Source organism: Alteromonas sp. MmMcT2-2 (genome assembly GCF_022348305.1).
Taxonomy (GTDB): Bacteria; Pseudomonadota; Gammaproteobacteria; order Enterobacterales; family Alteromonadaceae; genus Alteromonas; species Alteromonas macleodii.
Window position 1 is genome coordinate 26,001 of record NZ_JAKRFA010000034.1, and the last position, 12,119, is coordinate 38,119.

11 protein-coding genes are annotated in these 12,119 nt (G+C 45.5%); 4 read left to right on the forward strand and 7 right to left on the reverse strand.

Annotated elements, in window-relative coordinates:
- Positions 1-46: 46 nt before the first annotated feature.
- The 6 genes from guaD to xdhA are packed head-to-tail and all read right to left on the reverse strand — an operon-like array spanning position 47 to position 6,923.
- Positions 47-1,339, reverse strand: a complete 1,293-nt coding sequence (gene guaD / locus MHM99_RS16465) for a guanine deaminase (RefSeq protein WP_049588801.1) — start codon at positions 1,337-1,339, stop codon at positions 47-49.
- A gap of 5 nt (positions 1,340-1,344) precedes the next feature.
- Entirely contained in the window at positions 1,345-1,671 is a 327-nt protein-coding gene (uraH, locus tag MHM99_RS16470) for a hydroxyisourate hydrolase (protein WP_014976192.1), read from the reverse strand.
- A gap of 58 nt (positions 1,672-1,729) precedes the next feature.
- Positions 1,730-2,233 carry a 2-oxo-4-hydroxy-4-carboxy-5-ureidoimidazoline decarboxylase gene (gene uraD / locus MHM99_RS16475; protein ID WP_061485521.1) on the reverse strand — a complete coding sequence of 168 codons (504 nt, stop codon included), beginning with the start codon at positions 2,231-2,233 and terminating at the stop codon, positions 1,730-1,732.
- Positions 2,223-3,122 (reverse strand): xanthine dehydrogenase accessory protein XdhC, encoded by a 900-nt coding sequence (gene xdhC, locus MHM99_RS16480; RefSeq protein ID WP_239220177.1) that lies wholly within the window; start codon positions 3,120-3,122, stop codon positions 2,223-2,225. The genes uraD and xdhC overlap by 11 nt, the downstream gene beginning before the upstream one ends.
- On the reverse strand, positions 3,119-5,485 hold the full coding sequence (gene xdhB / locus MHM99_RS16485) for a xanthine dehydrogenase molybdopterin binding subunit (protein WP_239220178.1): 2,367 nt from the start codon (positions 5,483-5,485) through the stop codon (positions 3,119-3,121). Before xdhB ends, xdhC begins: the two co-directional genes overlap by 4 nt.
- Positions 5,478-6,923: a xanthine dehydrogenase small subunit gene (gene xdhA, locus MHM99_RS16490; protein WP_239220179.1), complete on the reverse strand. Its 1,446-nt coding sequence runs from the start codon at positions 6,921-6,923 to the stop codon at positions 5,478-5,480. Before xdhA ends, xdhB begins: the two co-directional genes overlap by 8 nt.
- 408 nt (positions 6,924-7,331) lie before the next feature.
- Here xdhA and MHM99_RS16495 point away from each other — a divergent pair, with 408 nt between their 5' ends.
- The 3 genes from MHM99_RS16495 to bamE all read left to right on the forward strand — a co-directional run bounded on the left by MHM99_RS16495 (position 7,332) and on the right by bamE (position 9,265).
- The gene (locus MHM99_RS16495) at positions 7,332-7,976 is read left to right on the forward strand and encodes a TetR/AcrR family transcriptional regulator (RefSeq protein ID WP_014949073.1); all 645 of its coding nucleotides are present in this window, start codon (positions 7,332-7,334) and stop codon (positions 7,974-7,976) included.
- A 1-nt stretch (position 7,977) separates the two neighbouring features.
- Positions 7,978-8,907, forward strand: coding sequence for an allantoinase PuuE (gene puuE, locus MHM99_RS16500; RefSeq protein WP_014949074.1), 930 nt, complete (start codon positions 7,978-7,980; stop codon positions 8,905-8,907).
- Positions 8,908-9,007: 100 nt separating this feature from the next.
- The gene (gene bamE, locus MHM99_RS16505; protein WP_239220180.1) at positions 9,008-9,265 is read left to right on the forward strand and encodes an outer membrane protein assembly factor BamE; all 258 of its coding nucleotides are present in this window, start codon (positions 9,008-9,010) and stop codon (positions 9,263-9,265) included.
- A gap of 107 nt (positions 9,266-9,372) precedes the next feature.
- On the opposite strand, the gene MHM99_RS16510 is transcribed toward bamE, so the two are convergent.
- Positions 9,373-10,704, reverse strand: a complete 1,332-nt coding sequence (locus MHM99_RS16510) for an NCS2 family permease (protein WP_014949076.1) — start codon at positions 10,702-10,704, stop codon at positions 9,373-9,375.
- Positions 10,705-11,026: 322 nt separating this feature from the next.
- Between MHM99_RS16510 and MHM99_RS16515 the strand changes: the two genes are divergently transcribed.
- Positions 11,027-12,025 (forward strand): adenosine deaminase, encoded by a 999-nt coding sequence (locus MHM99_RS16515; RefSeq protein WP_239220181.1) that lies wholly within the window; start codon positions 11,027-11,029, stop codon positions 12,023-12,025.
- The last annotated feature ends 94 nt before the right edge of the window (positions 12,026-12,119 follow it).

Consider the following 12,119-nt stretch of genomic DNA (forward strand, 5'->3'; position numbering starts at 1 on the left):
ATTGTTCTCCTTATTCAGGGCCCAAAGGCCCTACAGCAGCCTGTTATTAATGATGTTCTTTTTTATAGCGGCAGGTGCCGCTTATCCACGTTTGGTCGATAGCGCGGTCATCACCTAAAATACTCAAGGCAAAAAACACATCGTCAAAGTCCGCGTCTTCTTTTATTCTCAATTGTGTCAATTCGTCAAACCTAGGCTCAACAACGATAAAGTCAGCGGTGGTGCCTGGGTTTAAGTTGCCTATTTCATGATCAAGCGCATGAGCTACGGCCGCGCCTTGGGTCATAAGATAAAAGCCTTCTAACGGGCTGATGGGCTCGCTGCGCAATTGACTAACCTTGTATGCATCGCCGTAGGTTTTAAACATGTTAAACGTAGTGCCTGCACCCACATCGGTGGCCATGGCCACATGGACCTTGTTAGCACGCGCTGCGGTCATATCAAAAAGGCCACTTCCTAAAAACAGGTTAGATGTCGGACAGAAGGCCACCGTAGCGCCGCTTTCGCCTAAGCGTGCCCATTCGTTAGGCGTAAGGTGAATGCCATGGCCAAACACCGCACGTTCACGCACAAGGCTGTAGGTGTCATATACATCTAAATAGCCGTCCGCTTTAGGGAATAAGCTCTTCACCCATGCAATCTCGTCTAAGTTCTCAGACAAGTGTGTTTGAATGAAAACGTCGGGATACTGCTTGGCAAGTTCCCCTAATGCAGCAAGCTGAGCTTCAGTACTGGTTGGCGCAAAACGGGGCGTTAGCGCATAGCGGTTGCGGCCCTTGTTATGCCAAGCTTCGATTAATTCTGCACTGTCAGCTTGTGCTGTGTCGGCGCAGTCATTAAGCGCACTAGGGCAATTCCTGTCCATACATACTTTACCGGCCACAATTGCCATATCAATTTCGCTTGCTGCACTAAATAATGCGTGGCTACTGCTTTTATGAACCGTAGTAAAAACAAAACCTGTGGTAGTACCGTTCTTTAGCAATTGGCGTAAAAATACATTAGCAATGGTTTTAGCGTGTTCACTGTCAGCAAACTGCATTTCTGTGGGAAACGTATAGTTTTCAAGCCAGCTCAACAGCTGCTCGCCATAATGAGCTATGCTCTGTGTTTGCGGATAATGCAGGTGGCTGTCTATTAAACCTGGCAAAATCCACTTGCCTGAAAAATCTGTCACAGTGGCAGCCGGGTAGCGCTTTGCTATCTCTTCAAATGTGCCAATGTCTTTTATTTCTTTATTGTCTACTAACAAACCACCGTCTTTGAATATAGCGATGTCATTATCGAACTGTGTAGTTTGGTTAGGAAAGTGCGCAATGCTTGCACGAAAAAGCTGCATGTTTGTTAGCTGCCCCTGTAGCTGCTGAAACCGAATGGAGAGATTAGAAGTGGCACATGATAATGACCGCCATTCTCATCAAGTTCAAATGTAATATCAATGTGTGGGTAGAAACTTTTGCCATGCGTTTCTACAAGGTAAGGCTTGCAGTGAAAGCGCAGGGTATAAACGCCTGCGGCAAAACCGTCTTCAACGCCCCAGTTGTTAAAACGCCCGTCATTATCCGTTTCACCCGAAAGGGTGCTACCGTCAGGTAGTGTAAGTGTAAGGGCAATGCCTTGTGCTGGCTTACCTAATGTAGTGTCGAGTACGTGGCTAGAAAGCGTATTCATACTGTTTTCCTTAAAAACTATTCAATGCGTATTGACCATATTTTTGAAAATTCGGGGGTTAATCCAGCGCTTTGTTAATACGCAATAGGGTTATCTTTATTTGCTCTGCAGCAGCATTGGTAATCTCTTGCTGTGTGGTATTAGGTAGCCTAGCTTGTAATGCTTCTAACATAGTCTGCGCAGAAAGACCGGTGGCACAAATAATAAAGATAAACCCGTGCTTGTCTAAATAGGCGTGATTGGCTTCTTTTAACTGGCGTAAAACGGCCTCGGACGCGCTGGCTGTACCCGACTGCTCGCCCGCAGCAATGGCTTTGGTATTTGCAAACTTTTTGCGCAACGAATCAACGTCGCCAATCATGGGGTGTGCCGTAAAAGCTTCAAGGTAGTCGTCATCACTGCATTTGGCCCACGCGCTCTTCGCTTGATTAACAAGAGCATTCTTGTCGCTGTAGGGGCGTGCTTTTACCATTTGATAAACCCAGGTTTTCGCCGCGCAGCATTGCTCAAACCAAGATGACGCCTCTTCAGCGCTTAGCGTATTTAATTCTTTAAGTATCACTGATGGTGTCCTTTTCTTTGTGAAACGCTATAGCGGGTTTCTCACTGTATTTGTTACTGTTGCCCGCCGTTACTTCTTTTACATGAAGACGCTCGATAATTTGCGCAGATATAGAAACGGCAACTTCAATTGGTTGCTTGCCAGGAATATCTCGGTTACCTATTGGCGTAAATAGCCTTGCCAGCGCGTTGTCGTCAAACCCACGCTGAGTCAGCTTGGTAATAAAGCGCTTTGCTTTGGTGTCTGAACCAATTAACCCAACAAAGGGGAGGGAAGGTTGCTTTAACGCCTGCTCTGTAATGCGATAGTCCAATTGATGATCGTGGGTGAGTATAATCAGCCAACTGTTCTCATCAAGGTGTCTAGCTTCGCTCTCTGGTGCTTCTTCCACGACTTTGTGCACGTTGGCTGGCAAAGACGATGGAAACAGTTCCTCGCGACTGTCTATCCACGAAATGCGTACAGGCAATTGAGCCAAAATAGGCACCAGTGCTTTTGCAACATGGCCAGCACCAAAAATGGCGATGTGCTGCTGATGAAGGTTACACACGTCAAATAGCACCTTTACTGCGCCGCCGCAGCACTGTCCTAAAGAACTGCTTAACGGGTAGCTGTGAAGTTCAGTGCATGCTTCGCCCTTTGCAAGGTACTCTCGTGCGCGGGCAATGGCATCAAACTCAAGGTGCCCGCCGCCAATGGTATCGATGCTTTGTGAAGCGGTAACCACCATTTTACTACCGGGTTCACGAGGCGTAGAGCCTGCAGTGCCAACCACAGTCACAAGTACATAGCCTTCATTACGCGCTTGGCATTCGGCTATTCCCTCATACCAGTTTGTTGCACGAAATGATTGGGGTGCGCGAGATGACTTTGCTGCCGTGAGTGTCATAAAACACCGCCTCGACTGGACGACTGCTGCATAGCACTTACTGCATTTAACACCCGTTCTGGTGTGGCTGGTGTATCTAGCTGCGGATCAACTGTGTAGCCAGATAGGCTAGATATGGCGTCTTTAAGGGCGCACCACACTGAAATAGCCAGCATAAATGGTGGCTCGCCAACCGCTTTTGAGTGGTAAATGCTATCTTCAGCGTTCTTTCTACCAAACAGCTTCACATTAAACTCTTTTGGCGTATCGCCAATAGCTGGAATTTTATAGGTCGCCATATTTTCACTTATCAGCTTACCCGCTTCATTCCATTTAAGGTCTTCTGTGGTAAGCCAACCCATACCTTGAATAAACGCGCCTTCTATTTGGCCAATATCAATGGCAGGGTTAAGACTGTTGCCAACATCGTGGAGTACGTTAACTTTATCTACCGTATATTCACCGGTAAGTGTATCGACAGAGACTTCGCTCGTTGAGACGCCATAGGCAAAATAGAAAAACGGACGGCCTTCACCGGTGTCGCGGTTATACTGTAATTTTGGGGTTTTGTAGAAACCGCTTGAAGACAAAGATACACGAGCAAAATACGCTTGCTGCACAAGCTCGGTAAAGGTAATTTTGTGCTCATCCAATACCACGTGCTCATTAATGAATAGCACGTCGCCAGCGCGGTCCTCTAGACCTAAGCTTTTGGCAAAGCACTCGGCCAAACGGGCTTTTAGCGTAATACACGCATTTTGTACGGCTTTTCCGTTTAAGTCAGTGCCGCTTGAAGCTGCTGTTGGTGAAGTGTTAGGTACTTTGTCAGTGCGTGTAGCAGTGACTTCAATCATATCCAAATCTAGTCCAAATTCATTGGCTGCAATTTGGCCTATTTTGGTGTGAAGCCCTTGGCCCATTTCAGTACCACCATGGTTCACCTGAATACTACCATCAGTATAAATGTGCACCAAAGCGCCAGCTTGGTTTAAATGCTTCGCGGTAAATGAAATGCCAAACTTAACAGGCGTTAGCGCTAAACCTTTCTTAATCACCGGGCTTTCGCGGTTAAAGGCTGCAATAGCTTCACGGCGCTGCCAATACTGAGCGGTTTCTTCTAGCTCGGCAATCATATCGGGCAGAAGGTTATGTTCTACCTTCATTCCGTAGGGGGTAAAACTACCTGTCGTGGGGCCGTATAAATTACGTTTTCTTACCGATAGGGGGTCGCTGCCAATAGCACGGGCAATTTTATCAATCATGGCTTCAGCCATAATCATGCCTTGCGGTCCGCCAAAGCCTCGATAAGCGGTGTGCGATACCATATTGGTTTGCAATCTGTGACCAACAATGTCGCTATCACCTAAGAAATAACCGTTGTCCGCATGGAACATGGCTCTATCGACAATGGCGTCAGATAAATCAGGCGAGTGCCCACAAATACCGTTGATTGTCATGCGGGTGGCTTCAACTTTACCTGTCCCGTCAAAGGCCACGTCGAACTCGTTTTCGAATGGGTGACGTTTGCCAGTAACATGCATATCGGTGAAGCGTGGTAAGCGAAGCTTAACCGCACATTGATTGCGCGATGCCAGCAGAGCCGCTATACAGGCCCATTGCGCGGCTTGCGTTTCTTTTCCGCCAAAGCCGCCGCCCATACGTCGCATGTCTACCATTACACGGTGCAATTTTACATCGAGTACTTCGGCAACGAGTTTTTGTACCTCACTGGGATGTTGACTAGACGTATAGATTTTCATGCGATCTTCTTCATCAGGGATCGCAAGGCTCACTTGTCCTTCTAAGTACATATGTTCCTGTCCACCAATACTGAGCGTACCATGTGCTTGGTGGATCGCTTTTTCAAATGTACTTTCAACGCGGTCAGTATGTTGGCCGAACCGATGTAGGGGACGCACAAACGTTTGCTGCTGGTGCGCAGCTTCGGCACTAAGTATAGGTTTGGCTTCACTCACCTCTACTTTCCCTTTTAGCGCAGCTTGTCGGGCAAGGTTTACCGAAGTGGCAAGCACTGCAAAGACTGGCTGACCAAAAAATTTAATTTCGCCATTAGCAAGTAACGGATCGCCTTCGAACACGGGGCCAATATCTTTATGGCCAGGTACGTCGTCAATCGTTATGACATCTACAACACCTTCACTTTGACGAACAGCGTCAAGATTTATCGAGTTAATCGTACCTTTTGCGCATTGGCTTACACCAACTGCAGCATAAAGAGTGCCTTGAGGTTCAATAACATCGTCAACATAGTTTGCGCTGCCTTGTACTTGGCGTGTTGTGCTCTCGTGTTTTTTAGATACATGAACGACACTTTGCTTGTCGTTTTGTTGCAGTGGATTAGGGGCATCAATTAACTTACGCATGCTGCACCACCCGTGTTTCAATTTGGTTTGCTGTTTGGTTCTCTAACCAGAAGCGATGCCACAGGTTAGCTAAAACAGTTTTACGGTATTGGGCTGTAGCGCGCACATCATCGATAGGTGAAAATGCATCGAATAAGACTTGTTTGCCCAACGTTAAACATTCGTTGCTAGCGAACTGCTTACCTTTCAAAACGTTTTCTAACGCATTGCAGGTTGACGGAACTGCTGCTACACCACCAAAGCCACTGCTAATGGCTTCTACCTTGCCGTTGTCGAGTGTGACATTAAATACGGCGCATACTGCAGAAATATCATCTTCAAATCGTTTCGATATCTTATATGCAGCTAATGCTTGATTGGGCTGTTTCAATGGTATTTCTATTGCACTTATCCATTCATCTTTCGCCAGCATGGTCTCGCGATAGCCTGTGAAGAATGTGCTAATTGGGATCATACGAACGCTCTCGCCGTTATCTAAATGCAGTATGGCATTCAACGCGAGTAGTAACGGTGGCATATCACCAATAGGGGAAGCGTTAGCCACGTTACCGCCAATGGTAGCCTGATTGCGGATAGGCAACGAGGCAAATCGGGTAACAAGCTCAGCCACTTGCGGAAATGCATTTAGTAATAAAGGTGCCGCATCATTTAGCGGTACAGCTGCACCAAGAATAAGAGAATGCTCGCTTTTGGTGCATTGTTTTAGTGCATCAATATGCGTCACACTGATAAGCGTTTCTACATCTTTTAGCTGTTGCGTGAACTGAAGGCTTAAATCCGTGCTGCCAGCGACTAGTTGTGCAGCTGGATGCGCTAGAATCAGAGTCTTCAGTTCTTCGCGAGACGTTGGCGTATGGATATTGCCCGTACCAGTGGGTTTCTCACCAGATAATGACAGTAATGTAGAAAGGGTGGCAGCTTGGCGTGCAGTGAATTGATCAACAGGTGTTTGTTCGCACACCTCCATCGTAGCATCGATAATAGGGCGGTAGCCTGTGCAGCGACATAAGTTGCCTGATAAAGCGTGCAGCACATCGTCGCGATTTGGTTTTGTATTGCTGTGATATAAGGCAAACATCGACATGATAAAACCAGGTGTGCAAAAGCCACACTGAGAACCATGGTGATCAACTAACGCCTGCTGTACGGGGTGTAAGTGTTTACCATCGTTCAAATGCTCAACAAATAAAAGCTGTTTCCCATGAACTGCACTCATTAGCGTGATGCAGCTATTCACTGTTCGATAATTAAGTTCTGCAGCGCTATTTGAGGAGGCTGGTTCCACAAGTACTACGGTACATGCACCGCAGTCTCCTGCTGCACAGCCTTCTTTTGTGCCTGTTTTTTTGCGATGTTCGCGAATAAATTGTAGAAGGGTGAGGTCGGCCCGCGCTTCATTTAATTCAACGACATCGTTATTTATTAGAAAGCGAATCATACTCACACCTTCTTGTTATATTCATTCTTGTATTCATTAATATAGCTGTATTTTTTCAATAAAAGTAGACCATTTGGTCAATTTATTGCTTATAAAAAAAGGCCGAGTTCTAAAAGGCCATGATTTTGCGCAAATTTGATTGGAAAAAAAGAAGTGATACCTTTCTATTTTTCTTTTGCTAAGCACTACGTCGATTTGTTAATAAAGAATAAGGCAAGATTCGTGCAAGGTTTTGAACTATTCGCGTAATTCGTGTTTTAGTATGGTTAACACTCCCTGCATAGGGTATGTATGATCTATAAGAGCATAGCAACTCGTCGGCAATAAATGCTAACCTATCGAAAAGGCATGCAGCATTTATACTGCCCGTGCGCTTGCAAAGTAGATTGCAAAGGAATTTTAATAATAATGATGAAGGTAAAAAGTGCTGACGCTGGCGTTGGCGCTATGAACAGAAGAAAAATACTCCAAGCCGCTGAAAAATGTTTTGCACAGTTTGGCTTCAAAGGCACAGCAGTACAAAAAATTGCTGATGAAGCAGGACTTCCTAAGACTAACGTTTTGTATTATTTCAAAACAAAACAAGAGCTCTACGTAGCGGTACTAGAAGAAACCCTCTCGCTGTGGAACTCACGTTTTGATAAAGCCACTGTAGAAGACGACCCAGCCGAGGTACTCGCCAATTATATCGCCGAGAAAATGGAAGTGTCGCGAACGCATCCAATGGCCTCTAAGATCTTTGCGATGGAAATTATCAATGGTGCACAAAACTTAAGTGGCTACTTTGATGAAGAGCATGCGCTTTGGATGAAAGGGCGACTTGCGGTTATTGATGCATGGGTAAAGGCCGGCAAACTGCCACCTGTTGAAGGTGAATACTTGCTTTACACAATCTGGGCGAGTACCCAGCACTATGCTGACTTCTCTGCGCAAATAACCCGTCTACGCGGTAAAAAGATGACAAAATCAGATTTTGAAGACGCTACAAAACAAGTGGTAAAACTCGTGCTCGGTGGCTGTGGGTTATCTGTGCCAGAAAACTTCGAGGTGTAGCATGACAGAGTCTGTTTACCCTCGTGATCTGATTGGTTATGGTCAACATGTACCTCACGCAAAGTGGCCGGGCGAAGCAAAAATCGCGATTCAGTTCGTATTAAATTACGAGGAAGGTGGCGAAAATTGCGTGCTTCATGGTGACGAGGCGTCGGAAATATTCCTATCGGAAATTATCGGCGCACAAGCGTATAAAGACCGCCACCTCAGCATGGAGTCTATTTACGAATACGGCAGTCGTGCAGGGTTTTGGCGTTTACACCGTTTGCTTAATAAATACGACATTCCCGTTACTGTGTTTGGCGTCACTATGGCTATGCAACGACACCCTGACGCCGTAAAAGCCATGATGGATTCAGGTTGGGAAATCGCCAGCCACGCCATGCGCTGGGTGCATTATCAAGACATGGACGAAGAGCAAGAGCGTAAACAAATTGATGAGGCGATTATTCTTCATGAGCAGTTAACGGGCAGTAAACCTGTAGGTTGGTATACAGGAAGAACGAGTCCGAATACGCTGAAGTTGATTGCAGAGCGCGACGATATCTTATATTGCGCCGATTCATATGCTGACGACTTACCTTACTACGACTGCCATTACAGCAAGCCGTTATTAATGGTGCCGTACACATTAGACACCAATGATATGCGCTTTGCCACGCCTCAGGGCTTCAACAGTGGGGAACAGTTTTTCACCTACTTAAAAGATGCGTTTGACGTATTGTACGAAGAAGGAGAAGAAGCGCCCAAAATGCTATCTATCGGCCTTCATAATCGCATAATAGGACGGCCTGCTCGACTCGCCGCACTTAAGCGCTTTATCGAGTACGTTAAGTCTCATGATAAAGTATGGCTAGCGACACGAGAGCAAATTGCCCGTCACTGGTTGGAGCTTCATCCTAAAGATGGTGGTGACAAGCCGCGTACGTAGCGTTTACAGTACGCCTACTATATTTGAAGTACAGTAAAGTGAAGAGACGAAAGTGAAACAAATGGAGCGCTATCGCCTTCACTTAATAAAGGACAAAACCATGAAAACAAAACTAGCCATTATTGCCCTTGGGGCGCTAGCGCTGACAGCATGTTCAAAGCTGACTAAAGAAAACTATGACAAGTTAGAAATGGGAATGACCCAGGACGAAGTTGAAGCAATTCTGGGTTCAGCTGATAACTGCGGAAAAACAATGGGTACCATGGCATGTACATGGGGAAATGAAGACAGTAAGCACGTTAAAATCGTATTTATGGGTGATAAAGCCGTTACCTTCACTTACGATGGATTGAAGTAAACGTATATCTTTTTCACTTGCCTAGTTTAAAAAGAAAGGTGGCGTTGAAAGCCACCTTTTTTGTATCTAAAGCGTTAACTTACAGGCACGTAATAAGCGCCGTTGAATTATTTTAAATCCAATAAGTATCGTAATAAGAAAACAATCGCCAGTGCATAAGTGAGCGGTGTTACTTCTTTAAATTTTCCCGTACCTACCTTAATGCCAACATAAGTAATAAAACCAAGGGCAATGCCTTCGCTAATGCTGAATGTGAGCGGCATGGCGATAAGTGCAACAGAAGCAGTGGCTAACGCACCTAAGTCGTCGAAATCAACCTGTCGAATCGATTCCATCATTAAAATACCTACCATCAATAGCGCTGGCGTAGTGGCCATCAGCGGGATAACTTTCATTAGCGGTGTTAAAAATAGCGAGAGTAAGAAGCAGACAGAAACCACTACTGCGGTAAGCCCGGTTCTGCCGCCCGCCGATACGCCTGTAGCGGACTCCACATAGCTAGTTACTGGAGATGTACCCACTAATGCGCCAGCAATACTCGCTGATGCATCGGCTGTCATTGCTGAGCCAATTTTCGGTAGCTTGCCTTCGGGTGTAAGTAGATTGGCTTTTCGAGATACGCCGATTAAGGTACCTATGGTATCGAACATGTTCACAAACATAAGTGCGAAAATGAGGTCCCACGTTTCAGCAAGGTGATCGATTGGGTACCAAAAGTCCATTGCCATAAAGGTGTTTGAAATAGATTCTGGCATGCCAACTACAGCAGAAGGCGTTGCAGTTAAGGTACCGTTTTCAGTGGGGATAAAAGCACCAATTAAGGTGAGTGTTACGATAGAGATTAAGATAGCGCCTGTAACGCGTTTCACCATAAGAACGATAGTAAAGATAATGCCGATGAGCGCTAACATTACTGCTGGCTCAGAAAGGTCGCCAAGCTGTACGAAGGTTGCGGGATTATCAACAATCAGCCCCGCATTTTTAAGGCCGATAAAGGCAATGAACAAACCTATGCCACACTGCACGCCGATTTTAAGAGAAGGAGGTATAGACTCGGCTATTTTGGTTCGAACTCCGGTGAGAGAAAGGAGTAAAAAGAGAATGCCGTTCCAGAAAACAATACCAAGCGCTGCTTCCCATGGAATTTCACGACCAAGACAAATGGTAAACGCGAAAAAGGCGTTCAAGCCCATACCTGGTGCCAACGCAATAGGGTAGTTAGTCATTAGCGCCATCATTAAAGTGCCAATACACGCCGCTATTGCTGTCACTGTAATTAGGCCCTCTACGGGCATGCCACTTAACCCAAGAATACCTGGGTTCACCACGAGTATATAAGACATGGCTGCGAACGTAGTAAGACCTGCGATAATCTCTGTTCTTACTGTTGTTCCGTGTTCCTGCAGCTTAAATAGCCGTTCGATTACGTTGTTGGACATCAAGAGTTCTCTGTTAGTATTTCATTGTGTGTTTTGTGCGTTGAAAGCAATAAACTGACCAATTAGTCAACTTGTTGGTGTGTTTTGTGCTAACTTACTTTTCAGTACAATGACTAATTAATAGCCATTGCGTGACTCAAGGTCACTAGCCAGGCAGCACAAAGCCAGCCAAACGGTTAGTAATCAACATAGATGAAGTCAAAAAAACCGCAAACAAAACCTAAATGAGCAATAGAACTCGTTTACAGATAGCATTAAAGATAAACTATTACGCACCAATTAAATGCCATTGCATTGTTGTGGTGCAAATAAGTGAGGGGCCATGTCGCTGTCATCAATAATTAAAAACATTCCAAAGGCCGAACTGCATCTGCATATAGAAGGTAGCTTAACGCCTGAACTTATGTGGCGCCTAGCTGAAAAGCACAGTGTATCACTTCCTTATGCTAGCGTGGAAGAGATAGAAGCGGCGTATAACTTTGAAGATCTACAAAGCTTCCTTGACTTATATTATGCAGGGGCGGGCGTGCTTCGCGATGAGGATGATTTCTTTGCTTTAATGTGGGAATACTTAACGCGGTGTCATGAGGACAATATCGTCCACACAGAAATTATGTTTGATCCGCAAACCCATACAGAGCGTGACATAGGTTTCGATATTTTCATGCCAGGCTTTTTGAAAGCGATGGAAAAAGCAAAAGATGAATACGGTATCAGTAGCTATTTAATCATGTCTTTTCTTCGCCATTTACCTGAAGATGCTGCTTTCGAAACGCTTTCTGCAGCAGAGCCCTACTACGAGCACATCACGGCGGTAGGGTTAGACAGCTCCGAACTTGGTCATCCGCCATCAAAGTTCGAACGTGTTTTCAAAAAAGCCAAAGCTCTGGGATTTAAAATTGTCGCCCATGCTGGAGAAGAAGGACCGGCATCTTACATTTGGGAAGCCATCGAGCTATTGGACGTTGATCGTATTGATCACGGTGTGCGCTGCCAAGAAGACGAGGCGCTTATGGACCTCTTGAAAGAAAGACAAATTCCACTTACTGTTTGCCCGTTGAGCAATCTCAAGCTTTGCGTAATTGATGACATGAAAGACCACAATATTGTCCAGCTTCTTGATGCTGGGCTTCTGGTCACGGTTAACTCTGATGATCCTACGTATTTTGGTGGTTTCTTAAATGACAATTTTGAAGCGTTGCACCAGTCGCTGGGTATTGACGAAAAAACAATTCGTACGTTGGTAGCAAATAGCTTTAAGGCAAGTTTTTTGCCGCAGGAGCAGAAAAACCAGCTTGTTGAAAAGGTTCTTTCAGCCTAGGGCCTGTATATGGTCTCCCCCATTATTGCAAGAGTAAACATGCTGTTTTGACTAAAATGGTTTGCGTCCGTATATCCGGCTTCTCGTTGAAGTA